Annotated in this window: 16 protein-coding genes; 14 read left to right on the top strand and 2 right to left on the bottom strand. The window is 60.4% G+C overall.

Features of this window, described 5'->3' with window-relative positions:
* Positions 1 to 66: 66 nt before the first annotated feature.
* The 6 genes from tilS to ispD all read left to right on the top strand — a co-directional run bounded on the left by tilS (position 67) and on the right by ispD (position 6,784).
* Positions 67 to 1,404 carry a tRNA lysidine(34) synthetase TilS gene (gene tilS, locus IFT99_RS10645; RefSeq protein ID WP_192132160.1) on the top strand — a complete coding sequence of 446 codons (1,338 nt, stop codon included), beginning with the start codon at positions 67 to 69 and terminating at the stop codon, positions 1,402 to 1,404.
* 272 nt (positions 1,405 to 1,676) lie between these two features.
* Positions 1,677 to 3,308, top strand: a complete 1,632-nt coding sequence (locus tag IFT99_RS10640; RefSeq protein WP_192132158.1) for a CTP synthase — start codon at positions 1,677 to 1,679, stop codon at positions 3,306 to 3,308.
* 14 nt (positions 3,309 to 3,322) lie between these two features.
* Positions 3,323 to 4,168 carry a 3-deoxy-8-phosphooctulonate synthase gene (gene kdsA / locus IFT99_RS10635; RefSeq protein WP_192132156.1) on the top strand — a complete coding sequence of 282 codons (846 nt, stop codon included), beginning with the start codon at positions 3,323 to 3,325 and terminating at the stop codon, positions 4,166 to 4,168.
* Positions 4,169 to 4,338: 170 nt separating this feature from the next.
* Entirely contained in the window at positions 4,339 to 5,625 is a 1,287-nt protein-coding gene (gene eno / locus IFT99_RS10630) for a phosphopyruvate hydratase (RefSeq protein ID WP_122537377.1), read from the top strand.
* 159 nt (positions 5,626 to 5,784) lie between these two features.
* Positions 5,785 to 6,063 carry a cell division protein FtsB gene (gene ftsB, locus IFT99_RS10625; RefSeq protein WP_037014212.1) on the top strand — a complete coding sequence of 93 codons (279 nt, stop codon included), beginning with the start codon at positions 5,785 to 5,787 and terminating at the stop codon, positions 6,061 to 6,063.
* Positions 6,064 to 6,073: 10 nt separating this feature from the next.
* Entirely contained in the window at positions 6,074 to 6,784 is a 711-nt protein-coding gene (ispD, locus tag IFT99_RS10620; RefSeq protein ID WP_192132154.1) for a 2-C-methyl-D-erythritol 4-phosphate cytidylyltransferase, read from the top strand.
* Positions 6,785 to 6,789: 5 nt separating this feature from the next.
* On the opposite strand, the gene IFT99_RS10615 is transcribed toward ispD, so the two are convergent.
* Positions 6,790 to 7,686, bottom strand: a complete 897-nt coding sequence (locus IFT99_RS10615; protein WP_192132152.1) for a LysR substrate-binding domain-containing protein — start codon at positions 7,684 to 7,686, stop codon at positions 6,790 to 6,792.
* Positions 7,687 to 7,789: 103 nt separating this feature from the next.
* On the opposite strand from IFT99_RS10615, the gene IFT99_RS10610 reads away from it, so the two are divergent.
* The 8 genes from IFT99_RS10610 (at position 7,790) to rpoS (ending at position 15,070) form a co-directional block, all read left to right on the top strand.
* Positions 7,790 to 8,902, top strand: a complete 1,113-nt coding sequence (locus IFT99_RS10610) for an S-(hydroxymethyl)glutathione dehydrogenase/class III alcohol dehydrogenase (RefSeq protein WP_122537380.1) — start codon at positions 7,790 to 7,792, stop codon at positions 8,900 to 8,902.
* Between the two features lie 93 nt (positions 8,903 to 8,995).
* Positions 8,996 to 9,841, top strand: a complete 846-nt coding sequence (gene fghA, locus IFT99_RS10605) for an S-formylglutathione hydrolase (protein WP_192132149.1) — start codon at positions 8,996 to 8,998, stop codon at positions 9,839 to 9,841.
* A 106-nt stretch (positions 9,842 to 9,947) separates the two neighbouring features.
* Positions 9,948 to 10,421 carry a 2-C-methyl-D-erythritol 2,4-cyclodiphosphate synthase gene (ispF, locus tag IFT99_RS10600; RefSeq protein ID WP_122622973.1) on the top strand — a complete coding sequence of 158 codons (474 nt, stop codon included), beginning with the start codon at positions 9,948 to 9,950 and terminating at the stop codon, positions 10,419 to 10,421.
* Positions 10,418 to 11,476 carry a tRNA pseudouridine(13) synthase TruD gene (gene truD, locus IFT99_RS10595; RefSeq protein ID WP_192132147.1) on the top strand — a complete coding sequence of 353 codons (1,059 nt, stop codon included), beginning with the start codon at positions 10,418 to 10,420 and terminating at the stop codon, positions 11,474 to 11,476. The genes ispF and truD overlap by 4 nt, the downstream gene beginning before the upstream one ends.
* Entirely contained in the window at positions 11,464 to 12,213 is a 750-nt protein-coding gene (gene surE / locus IFT99_RS10590; RefSeq protein ID WP_065989806.1) for a 5'/3'-nucleotidase SurE, read from the top strand. The genes truD and surE overlap by 13 nt, the downstream gene beginning before the upstream one ends.
* Positions 12,214 to 12,254: 41 nt before the next feature.
* The gene (locus IFT99_RS10585; RefSeq protein WP_192132497.1) at positions 12,255 to 12,890 is read left to right on the top strand and encodes a protein-L-isoaspartate(D-aspartate) O-methyltransferase; all 636 of its coding nucleotides are present in this window, start codon (positions 12,255 to 12,257) and stop codon (positions 12,888 to 12,890) included.
* A 178-nt stretch (positions 12,891 to 13,068) separates the two neighbouring features.
* Complete coding sequence (locus tag IFT99_RS10580) at positions 13,069 to 13,962, top strand: peptidoglycan DD-metalloendopeptidase family protein (RefSeq protein ID WP_065989802.1); 894 nt, start codon at positions 13,069 to 13,071, stop codon at positions 13,960 to 13,962.
* Positions 13,963 to 14,065: 103 nt separating this feature from the next.
* Entirely contained in the window at positions 14,066 to 15,070 is a 1,005-nt protein-coding gene (gene rpoS, locus IFT99_RS10575) for an RNA polymerase sigma factor RpoS (protein ID WP_065989798.1), read from the top strand.
* Positions 15,071 to 15,648: 578 nt separating this feature from the next.
* Here rpoS and fdxA read toward each other — a convergent pair.
* The gene (gene fdxA, locus IFT99_RS10570) at positions 15,649 to 15,972 is read right to left on the bottom strand and encodes a ferredoxin FdxA (protein ID WP_192132145.1); all 324 of its coding nucleotides are present in this window, start codon (positions 15,970 to 15,972) and stop codon (positions 15,649 to 15,651) included.
* Between the last annotated feature and the right edge of the window lie 24 nt (positions 15,973 to 15,996).

Below are 15,996 nucleotides of genomic sequence, written 5' to 3'. Positions count from 1 at the left end.
CATGAAGAGCGTCACCGAACCCGGTGACGCTCCCGGTCCGGCGAGCTTTAAGCAGGGTTAACCAGCATGAGCAAACCGGACAGCATCGCACTCGCACTCTCCAGACGTCTGCTGTCACGCCTTGAACCCTGGCGTGATGCAGCCGGCTGGCGGGTCGCTTTCTCTGGTGGGCTCGATTCCACTGTCCTGCTTCATATGCTGGCCGAACTGGCCAGGGTTCACGCGCTTCCCCCTCTGACTGCGGTTCACGTCAACCATGGCCTTCAGGCTGTGGCGGCCTCGTGGCCGGTGCATTGTCGGCAGATGTGCCAGATTCTGGGCGTGCCGATGCAGGTCATCGACGTCCAGGTGCGCCCCGGTGCAAGCCTTGAGCAAGCGGCACGCGACGCTCGCTACGCCGCATTCAACTCAACCCTGGGGCCCGGCGAGGTGCTGCTCACGGCCCAGCACCGTGACGATCAGGCTGAAACCTTGCTGTTCCGACTGCTGCGTGGCGCCGGGGTGCGCGGACTGGCCGCCATGCCGGCGCAGCGTCCGTTGGGCGCAGGACAGTTGCTTCGGCCGCTGCTGGACGAATCCCGCGCCACCCTCGAGGCCTATGCCCGGGAACAGGGTTTGAGCTGGATCGAGGACCCGAGCAACAAAGACAGCCGTTTTTCGCGCAACTACCTGCGCAGCCATGTGCTGCCGCTGGTGACGAGCCGCTGGCCGCAAGCGATTGCGAGTATGGCCCGCAGCGCCGGGCATCTGGCCGAAGCCCAGCAGTTGCTGGACGAACTGGCGGTGCAGGATCTGGCTCTGGCCGATACCCCGTGCCCCTGGCCCTGGCTGGACATGCCGTCTCTTGAGCTCGCGCCGCTCGAAGCGCTGTCTCCTGCCCGGCAACGCAATGCATTGCGCCACTGGCTGGCGCCGCTCACTCGATTGCCCGATACCGATCACTGGGCGGGCTGGGACTCGTTGCGCGATGCCGGTCCGGACGGTCGGCCCATCTGGCGACTGGCCGAGGGTCAGATGCACCGGGCCGAGGGGCGCATCTGGTGGCTGTCGGGGATCTGGCTGAAAAATGTCGCCGGCTCGCAACACTGGTCCCTGGCCTCGCAACCCCTCACGCTGCCGGGCAACGGCATGCTGCAGATCCTCGGCGCTGCGCCGGCGGGCGGTCTGCACGTGCACTACCGCCAGGGCGGCGAAACCTTCGATGTGCCGGACCGTGGACGTCGAGACCTGAAAAGGCTGCTCAACGAGAAGGGCGTGCCGGTGTTTCTGCGCGGCCGATTGCCGCTGTTGTACCGCGGCGAGCAGTTATTGGCCGTGGCAAACCTGCCGGGACTGGACGCCAGCCCCCGTGGCGACTGGCGATTGCACTGGTTGCCACCGACGAATGACCAAAGTTTGAGCTGAATGGGCGTTTCCGGTAGACTACGCTCCCTTCTTGATACAGCTTATGTCGATCCTTCCGGAACGATGCAAGTTGCCGATTACCAGCCAGTCTTTACTGGGCGATTCTCAAAAAAGTGGCGAGCCACGGACAGACCTTTTCAAGGTCGGTCGTTGACTTGGGCGCAACAGATTCGAAACCGCACAGTGAAACACGCGGGTTGTCGGGGGCTTCGGCCTTCCTTCGCTTTCCCCGGCGGCTCTGACCGCTTTAACGCAGACTTCTAGGGTTTTTCATGACGCGCTACATCTTCGTCACGGGCGGTGTTGTTTCTTCATTGGGGAAAGGCATCGCCTCGGCTTCATTGGCGGCCATCCTGGAGGCGAGGGGACTTAAGGTCACCATGCTCAAGCTGGACCCCTACATCAACGTCGATCCCGGCACCATGAGTCCGTTCCAGCACGGTGAGGTGTTCGTCACCCACGACGGCGCCGAAACTGACCTGGACCTGGGTCACTACGAGCGTTTCATTCGCACCACCATGACCCAGAACAACAACTTCACCACCGGCCGTGTGTACGAACACGTCCTGCGCAAAGAGCGCCGTGGTGATTATCTGGGCGCGACCATTCAGGTGATCCCGCACATCACCGACGAAATCAAGCGTCGCATCATCAAGGGCGCCGGCGATGCTGACGTCGCCATGGTCGAAATCGGCGGCACCGTGGGCGACATCGAGTCGCAACCGTTCCTCGAAGCGATCCGTCAGCTGCGTTTCGAAGTGGGCGCCAAGCGCGCCATGCTCATGCACCTGACGCTGGTTCCGTACATCGCCACTGCGGGCGAGACCAAGACCAAGCCGACTCAGCATTCGGTGAAGGAACTCCGTTCGATCGGCCTGCAGCCAGACGTACTGGTCTGCCGTTCCGACCACCCGATCGACATCTCGTCGCGCCGCAAGATCGCGCAGTTCACCAACGTTGAAGAGCGTGCGGTCATCGCCCTCGAAGACGCCGACACCATCTACAAGATCCCGGGCATCCTGCATTCCCAGGGCCTTGATGATTTCGTCGTCGAGCGCTTCGGTCTGCAGTGCGGCAGCGCCGACCTGTCCGAGTGGGAAAAGGTCGTCGACGCCAAGCTCAATCCGGAACACGAAGTCACCATCGCAATGGTCGGCAAGTACATGGAGCTGCTCGATGCGTACAAGTCGCTGATCGAAGCGATGAGTCACGCCGGCATCAGCAACCGCACCAAGGTCAACCTGCGCTATATCGATTCCGAAGACATCGAAAACCAGGGCACCGGCCTGCTCGAAGGCGTTGACGCGATTCTCGTACCGGGCGGCTTCGGTCTGCGTGGCGTCGAGGGCAAGATCACGGCGGTGCAGTTCGCTCGCGAAAACAAGGTGCCGTACCTGGGGATCTGCCTGGGCATGCAGGTGGCGGTCATCGAGTTCGCCCGTAACGTGCTGGGCTGGAAAGACGCCAACTCCACCGAGTTCGATCGCGCCAGCCAGCATCCTGTCGTCGGTCTGATCACCGAATGGGAAGACGCCACCGGTGCTGTCGAAACCCGCACCGAGACCTCGGACCTGGGCGGCACCATGCGTCTGGGCGCCCAGGAGTGTCTGCTGGAGCCGGGTTCGCTGGTGCACGATTGCTACGCAAACGACGTCATCGTCGAGCGCCATCGTCACCGTTATGAAGTGAACAACAATCTGCTGCCGCAACTGGTCGAGGCCGGTCTGAAAATCTCCGGTCGCTCCGGTGATGGCGCGCTGGTTGAAGTGGTCGAGTCTCCTGACCATCCGTGGTTCGTGGCGTGCCAGTTCCACCCCGAGTTCACCTCTACGCCCCGCGATGGCCACCCGTTGTTCAGTGGTTTCGTCAAGGCAGCGCTTGCTCAACACCAGAAGAACGGCTGACAGGGATTTATCACATGGCACAGAAAATCATCCGCGTCGGCTCGATCGACATCGCCAACGACAAGCCTATGGTTCTGTTCGGCGGCATGAACGTCCTGGAGTCGCGCGACATGGCGATGCAGGTCTGTGAAGAATACGTGCGAGTGACCGAGAAGCTCGCCATTCCCTACGTGTTCAAGGCCAGCTTCGACAAGGCCAACCGTTCTTCGGTGACTTCGTACCGTGGTCCGGGCCTTGAAGAAGGCATGCGGATTTTCCAGGACATCAAGCAAGCCTTCGGCGTGCCGATCATCACCGACGTGCACGAGCCTGATCAGGCCGCGACCGTGGCGGAAGTCTGCGACATCATTCAGTTGCCGGCCTTCCTGTCCCGCCAGACTGACCTGGTCGTGGCCATGGCCAAGACCGGCGCCGTGATCAACATCAAGAAAGCCCAGTTCCTCGCGCCTCACGAGATGAAGCACATCCTCGCCAAGTGCGTGGAAGCGGGTAACGATCAGTTGATCCTGTGCGAGCGTGGTTCGAGCTTCGGTTACAACAACCTGGTCGTCGATATGCTCGGTTTCGGCATCATGAAATCGTTCGAATACCCGGTGTTTTTCGACGTGACCCACGCCTTGCAGATGCCGGGCGGTCGCTCCGACTCTGCTGGCGGTCGTCGCGCCCAAGTGACCGATCTGGCCAAGGCCGGGATGAGTCAGGGCCTGGCCGGTCTGTTTCTGGAAGCCCACCCGGATCCGGACAACGCCAAATGTGACGGTCCCTGCGCCCTGCGCCTGGACAAGCTGGAGCCGTTTCTGGCCCAGCTCAAGGCGCTCGACGAACTCGTTAAAAGCTTCCCGACGATCGAAACGGCGTAAAACCCGCTTCTCCGGCGCCGAGCCCTCCGGTAGAGTGCCGTTCGTTGTTTTCCCGACCAAAGGGTCGGGAAAATTGTCGTTTCAGGGCCTGCCCGTTGTCCTAGAGCCCTGAGACGCCGAATCGTTTTCCCAGCTGCGTCGTTTTCGTCAATCTTGGAGTGTTAACAACAATGGCAAAAATCGTCGACATCAAAGGTCGTGAAGTTCTCGACTCCCGTGGCAATCCCACCGTGGAAGCAGACGTGCTCCTCGACAACGGCATCATCGGCAGCGCCTGCGCGCCGTCCGGTGCTTCCACCGGCTCGCGTGAAGCGCTCGAGCTGCGTGATGGCGACAAGAGCCGTTACATGGGCAAGGGCGTTCTGAAGGCTGTGGCCAACATCAATGGCCCGATCCGCGACCTGCTGCTGGGCAAAGACCCGGTTGACCAGAAAGCCCTGGATCACGCGATGATCCAGCTGGACGGTACCGAGAACAAAGCCAGCCTGGGCGCCAACGCGATCCTCGCTGTGTCCCTGGCTGCTGCCAAAGCGGCCGCTCAGGACCAGGATCTGCCGTTGTACGCGCACATCGCCAACCTGAACGGCACGCCGGGTGTTTACTCGATGCCGGTCCCGATGATGAACATCATCAACGGTGGCGAGCATGCCGATAACAACATCGACATCCAGGAATTCATGATTCAGCCGGTGGGCGCCAAGACTTTCTCCGAAGGCCTGCGCTGGGGCACCGAGATTTTCCACCACCTCAAAGCGGTGTTGAAAGCGCGCGGCCTGAACACTGCCGTGGGCGACGAAGGTGGCTTCGCACCGAACCTGAACTCCAACGGTGACGCACTGGACGCCATCGCTGAAGCCGTTGCCAACGCGGGCTACAAGCTGGGCACCGACGTGACCCTGGCGCTGGACTGCGCAGCAAGCGAGTTCTACAAGAACGGCAAGTACGTGCTGAGCGAAGAAGGCGAATACGACTCCGCCGGTTTCGCCGACTACCTGGCTGATCTGGTCAGCAAGCACCCGATCATCTCCATCGAAGACGGTCTGGACGAGTCGGACTGGGATGGCTGGAAAGTCCTCACCGACAAGATCGGCGACAAGATCCAGCTGGTGGGCGACGACCTGTTCGTGACCAACACCAAGATTCTGAAAGAAGGCATCGACAAGAAGATCGGTAACTCGATCCTGATCAAGTTCAACCAGATCGGCACGCTCACCGAAACGCTGGAAGCCATCCAGATGGCCAAGGCTGCGGGTTACACCGCCGTGATCTCGCACCGTTCCGGCGAAACCGAAGACTCCACCATTGCCGACCTGGCCGTGGGCACCGCTGCCGGCCAGATCAAGACCGGTTCGTTGAGCCGTTCCGACCGTATCGCCAAGTACAACCAGCTGCTGCGTATCGAAGAGCAACTGGGCGCCAAAGCGGTGTACCGTGGTCGCGGCGAGTTTCGCGGCTGATTGCAAAGGTGGTAAAAAGGCAGCAGGCGTTGTAGGAGAAGTCTCTTAAAGGTGACTTCTCTTGTCGTCCTGATCCATGAGCCCGGTGACCACCGGGCTTATGGGCATTTGAAATGGTCGGTTTTGCTGTCTTTATTCGCCGGGTAACAGATATTCACAATGCGCAGTCCTAACTGGTTGTTCCTCGTTCTGCTTTTGATGCTCGCTGGCTTGCAGTATCGCCTATGGGTAGGTAACGGCAGTCTCGCGCAGGTGGCCAGTCTGACGCAGCAAATCGCCGATCAACACGCCGAAAACGATGCTCTGCTGGAGCGTAACCGGGTCTTGGACGCGGAAGTGCTGGAGCTGAAAAAAGGCCTCGAAACCGTTGAAGAGCGTGCCCGTCATGAATTGGGCATGGTGAAGGACGGCGAGACCCTTTATCAGTTGGCACAGTGACGTTGGTGTAATGACTCAATCCCTTCCTGCCTTCTGGGCAGTGATTCCCGCAGCGGGCGTTGGCGCGCGCATGGCGGCAGACCGTCCCAAGCAATACCTGCAATTGGGCGGCCTCACGATTATTGAACACAGCCTGCTTTGTTTTCTCGATCACCCCAGGCTCAAGGGCCTGGTGGTCAGTCTGGCTGTGGATGACCCGTATTGGCCTGCATTGCCTTGCGCGCTGGATTCCCGGATTCATCAGGTCGCAGGGGGCAAAGAGCGTGCGGACTCGGTGCTCAATGCACTGCTGCACCTGCACGCCAATGGCGCCGATGACAACGACTGGGTGCTGGTGCATGACGCAGCACGCCCGAATCTGGCGCGGTCGGACCTCGATCGTCTGCTCGGCGAACTGGCGGATGATCCGGTCGGCGGCTTGCTGGCGGTGCCGGCCAAAGACACCCTCAAGCGCGCCGATGCCGATGGCCGCGTGACCGAAACGGTGGATCGCAGCCTTATCTGGCAGGCTTATACGCCGCAGATGTTTCGTCTGGGGGCGCTGCATCGCGCGCTGGCGGACAGTCTGGTGTCCAACGTGGCGATCACCGATGAAGCTTCCGCTATCGAGTGGGCCGGGCAATCGCCGCGTCTGATTGAAGGGCGTGCAGACAACATCAAGGTCACCCGCCCGGAAGACCTCGAGTGGCTGCGCCAGCGGCGTGTGGAGTTCAACGGCTAATCCGCCTACAGGCTGTACTCCTCCCGTGAAGCCAGTCCTGCCTTCAGGTAGTCCACCAGCTTCCTCACCTTGGGCGACAGATGCCGCTGCTGCGGGTACAGCGCCCATACGGCGGTGTTCGGCGGCTGGTGGGCATCCAGCAACGACACCAGCGCACCGCGCTTGAGATGCTCCAGCACGTAGTAATCCGGCAGCTGACACAGCCCGACCCCGCGCAGTGCCGCATCCAGCACTGCCTGCCCACTGTTGCAGCGCCAGTTGCCTTGCACCCGCTGGGAAAATTCCCGTCCGTTTTGTTGCAATAGCCAACTGTCCGAGCTGCCGATCAGGCAGTTGTGTCGCGCCAGTTCCGACACGCTGTGGGGACGGCCATAGCGTTCGAGATAGGCAGGGGAGGCGCACAGGTACATCTTGCGCGGCGCCAGTCGGGCGGCCACCAGTCGCGATTCCTGCAAGCGACCCAGCCGGATCGCCAAGTCCAGGCCTTCATGCACCAGATCCAGCGTGTTGTTGGTCAGCTCGATGTCCACGCGCAGTTGCGGGTAGTCCTCCATGAAGCGTGTCACCAGCGGGGCGATGAACCGCTCGCCGTACGCCACGGCGCAGGTCATCCGTAGCAACCCCTTCGGCTCGCTGGTCAGGTCCGTCACCGCACGCAGCGCTTCTTCGCGCCCGTCCTGCAAGCGCTGGCAATGATGCAGAAAAGTCTGACCGGCTTCTGTCAGCGCGACCTTGCGGGTGCTGCGGTAGAGCAAGCGTGTCTGCAAGCGCTCTTCCAGCCGCGCGATCTGCCGGCTGATGTGCGATGACGACACCCCCAGGCGCTCTGCGGCGGCGGTGAACTGCCCGCACTCGGCGACGGCGACGAACTCGTCCAGACCTTCCCAGCGATTGACCTGCATAGATTGTCCCTGGACAGCATTAATGTTTTGCTTTCAGGCCGATTATTAATCAGCCAGCACTGCATTACACTCATGGCTCGTTTTTATTTAGCTGGAGATCATGATGATCAAGTCACGTGCTGCCGTTGCTTTTGCGCCCAATGAACCACTGCAGATCGTCGAAGTGGACGTTGAGGCGCCTAAAGCTGGCGAAGTGTTGATTCGTACCGTCGCATCCGGCGTTTGCCACACCGATGCCTACACCCTGTCCGGTGCTGATTCCGAAGGCGTCTTCCCGTGCATCCTCGGTCACGAAGGTGGCGGCGTTGTGGAAGCCATCGGCGAAGGCGTGACCTCACTCGCCGTGGGCGACCACGTCATTCCGCTGTACACCGCCGAATGCCGCGAGTGCAAATTCTGCAAATCCGGCAAGACCAACCTCTGCCAGAAAGTCCGCGCCACCCAGGGCAAAGGCCTGATGCCCGACGGCACCACCCGTTTCAGCTACAACGGCCAGCCGATCTACCACTACATGGGCTGCTCGACGTTCTCCGAATACACCGTGGTCCCGGAAATCTCCCTGGCAAAAATCCCCAAGGAAGCGCCTTTGGAGAAGGTCTGCCTGCTCGGTTGTGGCGTGACCACCGGCATCGGCGCGGTGCTGAACACGGCCAAGGTCGAGGAAGGCGCCACTGTGGCGGTCTTCGGTCTGGGCGGTATCGGCCTGGCCGCGATCATCGGCGCAAAAATGGCCAAGGCCTCGCGCATCATCGCGGTCGACATCAACCCGTCCAAATTCGACGTGGCTCGTGAACTGGGTGCAACAGAATTCGTCAATCCAAAGGACCACGACAAGCCGATTCAGGAAGTCATCGTTGAAATGACCGACGGCGGCGTCGATTACAGCTTCGAGTGCGTAGGCAATGTGAATCTGATGCGTGCGGCGCTGGAATCGTGCCACAAGGGCTGGGGCGAATCGGTGATTATCGGCGTCGCTGGCGCAGGTCAGGAAATCTCCACACGTCCGTTTCAACTGGTGACCGGTCGCGTCTGGCGCGGCTCGGCTTTCGGCGGCGTCAAAGGCCGCACCGAACTGCCAAGCTACGTCGAAAAAGCGCAGGCCGGCGAGATCCCGCTGGACACCTTCATCACCCACACCATGGGCCTGGACCGGATCAACGAAGCCTTTGACCTGATGCACGAAGGCAAAAGCATCCGTACCGTCATTCATTTCTGAGGAGCAGCGGCAAGCTTAAAGCTGTAAGCAGCAAGAGGGGCGTGTCATGACCTCTGCCGCTCGAGGCTTGAAGCTTGCCGCCCGGAGAAGCCCATGAGTCTGGAAAACATCTCGTGCCAGAAAAGCTTCGGCGGCTGGCACAAGCGTTACAAACATCACTCTGATGTGCTCGGTTGCGACATGGTGTTCGCGGTGTATCTGCCTCCGCAAGCGGAGCAGGGCGGCAAGCTGCCGGTGGTCTACTGGTTGTCAGGGCTGACCTGCACCGATGAAAACTTCATGCAGAAGGCCGGTGCGCTGCGCGTGGCGGCGGAACTGGGGTTGATCATCGTGGCGCCGGACACCAGCCCCCGCGGTGCCGACGTGCCGGATGACCCGGAACAGGCCTACGATTTCGGTCTGGGCGCCGGTTTTTACCTGAACGCCACCGAGCAACCGTGGGCGCGGCACTACCGCATGTACGATTACGTGATCAGCGAGCTGCCTGCGTTGATCGAGGCGCACTTCCCGGCCTCGGACAAACGCAGCATCAGCGGGCATTCCATGGGTGGCCACGGCGCGCTGGTCGGCGCATTGCGCAATCCGGGCCGCTATCAATCGGTGTCGGCGTTCTCGCCCATCTGCAACCCGATGGATTGCCCGTGGGGACAAAAAGCGTTTTCCCGCTACCTGGGCGAAGACCGTTCGCGCTGGCGTGAATGGGACGCCAGCGTGCTCATTGCCGAAGCCACCGAACGCTTGCCACTGCTAGTGGACCAAGGCGATCGCGACGACTTCCTCGGCAATCAGCTCAAGCCGGAATCGTTGGTTCAGGCGGCGAAGGCGGCCGGTCATCCTCTGGAATTGCGCATGCAGCCGGGGTACGACCACAGCTATTACTTCATCGCCAGCTTCATCGAAGACCACCTTCGCCATCACGCCCGAGCCCTGGCCGGCTGAAGTCTTCGCCTTCAATTGCAGCGTCACGGGCAATTGAGCGCGGGCCGACCCTAATCTCGGTCAAAGTAGGTAGAATCACGCCCTGACTTTTTCAGGGCGTTTTTTTATGCGTATTGGCCACGGCTACGATGTGCACCGTTTCGCTGAAGGCGATTTCATTACCTTGGGCGGCGTGCGCATTGCGCACACGTCGGGTCTGCTCGCGCATTCCGATGGCGATGTGGTGCTGCATGCGCTGAGCGATGCCCTGTTGGGTGCTGCCGCGCTGGGCGACATCGGCAAGCATTTCCCGGACACCGATCCGCAATTCAAAGGCGCCGACAGCCGGGTCCTCCTTCGCCACGTGCTCAAGCAGGTGCAGGGCAAGGGCTGGAAGGTCGGCAACGTCGATGCCACCATCGTTGCCCAGGCGCCGAAGATGGCCCCGCACATCGAAAGCATGCGCGCCTTGATTGCCGAAGACCTGCAAGTCGACATCGACCAGGTCAACGTCAAGGCCACCACCACTGAAAAGCTGGGCTTCACTGGCCGTGAAGAGGGCATCGCCGTGCATGCCGTCGCGTTGTTGATCAGCGCATGACCGAGCTCGAACTTCTGGGCCCGAGCGCTTACGGCGACACGCTGGGTACTGCCGTGCTGAAGGCCACCGCCGAAGACTTTCAGGTCGATGAAGTGCTCGACATCCCGCTCTCCGGAGACGGCGAGCACCTGTGGTTGTGGGTCGAAAAACGCGGCTTGAATACCGAGGAGGCCGCCCGGCGTCTGGCCAAGGCGGCCGGCGTGCCGTTGCGAACCGTCGCCTACGCCGGTTTGAAGGATCGTCAGGCGTTGACCCGTCAGTGGTTCAGCATTCAGCTGCCGGGCAAGGCCGATCCGGACATGTCGGTAGCTCAGAACGATTCTCTTAAGATCCTCGACAGCAAACGCCACAAGCGCAAGCTGCAGCGGGGCGCCCACGCGGCCAATGGTTTCACGCTGCGTCTGACGCAATTGCAGGCCGACAAAGCCGGGCTCGATGCGCGTCTTGAGTTGATCAAGCAACACGGCATCCCCAATTATTTTGGCGCCCAGCGTTTCGGCCATGAGGGTGGGAATCTGGGTGAAGCCCGGCATTATGCCGAGCGTCAAGCTTTGCCCGAGCAGCGCAATGTGCGCTCTCGGCTGCTCTCCACCGCCCGCAGTTACCTGTTCAATCAGGTCCTGGCCGCGCGGGTTGCCGACGGCAGCTGGCAGCGAGCGCAAGTGGGCGATCTGCTGGCGTTCACCGACAGCCGCAGTTTTTTCCCCGCAGGCGAAGCCGAGTGCAGCGACCCGCGACTGGCCATCCTCGATCTGCACCCCACCGGGCCGCAGTGGGGCGAGGGCGATTCTCCGGCCTCCGGCGCTACCGCCGAGCTTGAAAACAGCATCGCCTTGCGCGAGGCGTCGCTCTGTAACTGGTTGATAAAAGCGGGAATGGAGCGTGAACGGCGCATCCTGCGACTGCCCATCGGGCGGTTGACGTGGCATTATCCCGAGCCTGACATTCTGCAACTGGAATTCGTCCTGCCGGCCGGATGCTTCGCCACCGCATTGGTGCGTGAACTCGTCGATCTCGCGCCTGCAGGGCAGACGGACAGCTCATGCGTATTCTGATTTCAAATGATGACGGGGTCATGGCGCCCGGGCTCGTTGCGCTGCATGGCGCACTGGCCGGGTACGCCGAGTGCGTGGTGATTGCGCCCGATCAAGACAAAAGCGGCGCGAGCAGTTCGCTCACGCTGGACCGTCCGTTGCACCCGCATACCCTGGACAACGGCTTCATCAGCCTCAACGGCACGCCCACCGATTGCGTCCACCTCGGACTCAACGGCTTGCTGCCCGATCAGCCGGACATGGTCGTTTCGGGCATCAATCTGGGCGCCAATCTGGGCGACGATGTGCTCTATTCAGGCACCGTCGCCGCAGCGCTGGAAGGTCGTTTTCTGCAACGTCCGTCATTTGCCTTTTCATTTTTGTCGCGTCAGGTCGATAACCTGGCAACCGCCGCGCATTTTGCCCGGCTTTTGGTCGAAGCCCACGAACGTCTCGACCTTCCACCCCGTACCGTATTGAATGTGAATATCCCTAATCTGCCGCTGGCGCACGTGCGCGGTATCCAGCTGACCCGTCTTGGCCACCGCACCCGTGCGGCGGCGCCTGTGCGCGTGGTCGATCCGCGCGGAAAGGCCGGTTACTGGATTGCTGCCGCCGGAGATGCCGAAGACGGCGGGCCGGGCACCGATTTCCACGCTGTGATGCAGGGTTACGTGTCGATCACCCCGTTGCAGCTGGATCGTACCTATCAGGACGGTTTCAACAGCCTGAACGCATGGCTGGAGGGAATGGCCTGATGTCGCGTGAGCAAGATGATCTGTTACGACGTGGCGTGGGGATGACTTCCCAGCGCACCCGCGAGCGTCTGATTCAACGGTTGTGCGAAGAAGGCATCGCCAACACCCAGGTGCTGGACGTCATTCGCAAGACCCCCCGTCACCTGTTTGTTGACGAAGCTCTGGCGCACCGCGCCTACGAAGACACCGCGCTGCCGATCGGCAACAACCAGACGATTTCCCAGCCTTACATGGTGGCGCGCATGAGCGAGCTGCTGCTGGCGGCGGGTCCGCTGGACAAGGTGCTGGAGATCGGCACCGGCTCGGGTTATCAGACCGCGGTGCTGGCGCAGCTGGTGGAGCGGGTTTTCTCCGTTGAGCGCATCAAGGTGCTGCAGGACCGTGCCAAGGAACGCCTCGTCGAGCTGAACCTGCGCAACATGGTGTTTCGCTGGGGCGACGGCTGGGAAGGCTGGCCGGCGCTCGCGCCCTACAACGGGATCATCGTCACCGCGGTTGCCACTGACGTACCTCAGGCGTTGCTGGACCAACTGGCCCCCGGCGGTCGCTTGGTGATTCCAGTGGGCTCGGGTGAAGTGCAGCAACTGATGCTGATCATCCGCGAGGAAAGCGGCTTCTCCCGGCATGTGCTGGGCGCCGTACGTTTCGTCCCGCTGCTCAACGGCCCGCTGGCCTGAGCGCTATTTTGCAGCGGCAATGAATTCCACAGAACGCAGTCGGTCTACAGGCTGGCGTTTTGCAACGATGCTTCGGCCAACTGCCGCAGCGCCGTCTCACACCATTTTTTCATGGCTGCCTGGTCTTTTCACGATGCAGGGCAGTTTCTTCTTCAGTCACCGGTAAAGGGAGTGGCGGGTGAGTCTCACAGTCATTCGGCAGCGTAGTTCTTCAACAAGTTTTCAGCGTCTGGTGATTGGAGTTGCCCTGAGTATCCTTCTGGTCGGCTGCTCCAGCACGCCAACAGGCGGCGTGCGCGTTGTTGACCGTAACGGCAAATCGACCGTGCCGACGCGTCAGCCGGTCACCACTGGCCAGTACGTTGTGAAGCGCGGCGACACGCTTTTTTCCATTGCATTCCGTTACGGCTGGGACTGGAAAGCGCTGGCCGCACGCAACAGCATTCCAGAGCCGTTCACCATTCATGTCGGTCAGACGATCCGCTTTGACGGGCGCGCCAACTCGCCATCCACTGCAGTGGCCGCTGCGCCGGTCGGCGTTCCGCAGACCAGGACCAGCAGTTCTACATCGCCTTCCGGGTCGCTGAAGACCACTGTGATTTCAAGGCCGGTAGGCGCCGTTGCCGCGACGACGCCTCCGCCAACCAGCAACTCGACGACCACGCCGGTCAACACAACAGTGGTCACTGGTGCCCGCTCGCCAAGCGGCTGGACATGGCCGACAAGCGGCGTTTTGATCAGTAAGTTCTCTTCAAACGGTAGTTTGAATAAAGGAATTGATATCGCTGGTGATTTGGGACAGCCTGTTTTGGCCGCGTCTGATGGGGCAGTGGTATACGCCGGGAGTGGTTTAAGGGGCTACGGCGAGCTGGTCATCATCAAACACAGCGATACCTACGTCAGTGCCTACGGTCATAACCGTCGGCTCTTGGTTCGGGAGGGACAACAGGTCAAGGCAGGGCAGAGTATTGCCGAGATGGGCTCGACGGGAACGGACCGGGTGAAACTGCATTTCGAGATTCGCCGCCAGGGTAAACCTGTAGATCCACTGGAATTCTTGCCACGTCGCTGATCGGTTGTCAGCCTGTTCCTGCGTAGAGGGGACAGGCTCAAGTGCTGCCACGGAAAAAGGCGTCACTGGAGCTTGAGGTCGAACTCACCAAAGGACTATAACAATGGCTCTCAGCAAAGAAGTGCCGGAGTTTGACATAGACGACGAGGTTCTCCTCATGGAGCCCGTAATCGTCCTGGATTCTGCAACGGATGAGAAGCCAGCTACACCTTCTGTTCGTGCAAAACCCAAAAACTCTGCAGCGCTCAAACAGCATAAGTACATTGACTACACTCGGGCACTGGATGCTACGCAGCTGTATCTCAATGAAATCGGCTTTTCCCCCCTGCTCTCCCCGGAAGAAGAAGTCCACTTTGCGCGACTGTCGCAAAGCGGCGATCCGGCTGGGCGCAAACGTATGATTGAGAGCAATCTGCGGCTGGTCGTGAAAATCGCCAGGCGCTACGTCAATCGTGGTCTTTCATTGCTGGACCTGATCGAAGAGGGCAATCTGGGCCTGATTCGAGCAGTCGAAAAATTCGATCCGGAGCGCGGATTCCGGTTCTCGACCTACGCCACCTGGTGGATTCGTCAGACCATCGAGCGCGCGATCATGAATCAGACGCGCACGATTCGTCTGCCGATCCATGTCGTCAAAGAGCTCAACGTCTACCTGCGCGCCGCGCGGGAGCTGACGCAAAAGCTGGATCACGAACCCTCTCCCGAAGAAATCGCCAACCTGCTGGAGAAGCCGGTCGGTGAGGTCAAGCGCATGCTGGGCCTCAATGAGCGCGTGTCTTCGGTGGATGTGTCGCTGGGCCCCGATTCTGACAAGACGCTGCTCGACACGCTGACGGACGATCGTCCGACCGATCCGTGCGAGTTGCTTCAGGACGACGATCTCTCCCAGAGCATCGACCAGTGGCTGTCCGAGTTGACCGACAAACAGCGTGAAGTCGTTGTCCGGCGATTCGGGCTGCGCGGGCATGAAAGCAGCACCCTTGAAGACGTCGGGCTGGAAATCGGCCTGACCCGAGAGCGTGTGCGGCAGATTCAAGTGGAAGGGTTGAAACGCCTTCGCGAGATTCTCGAGAAGAATGGGTTATCCAGCGAGTCACTCTTTCAATAAACCGCCGATGGTTGGCGGAAGTCAGATAACAGCAACACGAAAGCCCCGACGTGTCGGGGCTTTTTTTATGCCAGCTGAATGCGCTTTAGATGGATGTCACGTGACACCGACCGGACAGGCCGATGGTCTTTTTCACAATCGGGTAAGTGATGCTTACTCCTCCTGTAAGCCGTTTCTTACGCGTAATGTGAGTTATCGTCTCTTCTTTGGAGGATCAGGTCTCCGTCAGTTGAGAACCGATGGTTATCCCATTGATTTAACTATCAATTTAAAATGAGCGTCGATCAGCGGCTGAATTTTTCTGCAAACTCTCGGCGCTTGCCCTCACCGTTTAAATCACTAAGATCAGTCCTGTACCGACGGATTGGTACAAGCGGTCAAGGACGACTGCTCAAGGACATCGCAGGACGCGATTCATCAGGATGATGAACAAGGATTAAAGGGATTATGGAAAAAATGTGGGCGGGTCATACCGCCCCTTTTTTCGTCTGCAGAAAAGTGCGACTGCAACCGGTCCACGATGCAAAAAGGCCCCGAGGGGCCTTTTGTGTCAGCAGAATGCTTAGCGCTCCAGACGCTTAGCGCTCCAGATCGGCGATCTTGCCGGTCTTGCCATCCCACTGCGCAGCATCCGGCAGCGCATCCTTGCGTTCCGTGATGTTGGGCCAGACGTCAGCCAGGTCTGCGTTCAGCTGAATGAAATTCTCCATGCCGGCCGGAATCTCGTCTTCCGAGAAGATCGCATTCGCAGGGCATTCGGGTTCGCAAAGGGCACAGTCGATGCACTCGTCCGGGTGAATCACCAGGAAGTTTGGGCCTTCGTAAAAGCAGTCCACCGGACAGACTTCTACGCAGTCGGTGTACTTGCACTTGATGCAGTTGTCGGTGACGACGAAGGTCATTTCTAATTCTCTCCTCAGGCGGCG

Source organism: Pseudomonas sp. CFBP 8772, from assembly GCF_014841665.1.
GTDB classification, from domain to species: Bacteria; Pseudomonadota; Gammaproteobacteria; order Pseudomonadales; family Pseudomonadaceae; genus Aquipseudomonas; species Aquipseudomonas graminis_B.
This window is presented reverse-complemented; position numbering and strand designations above follow the sequence as displayed.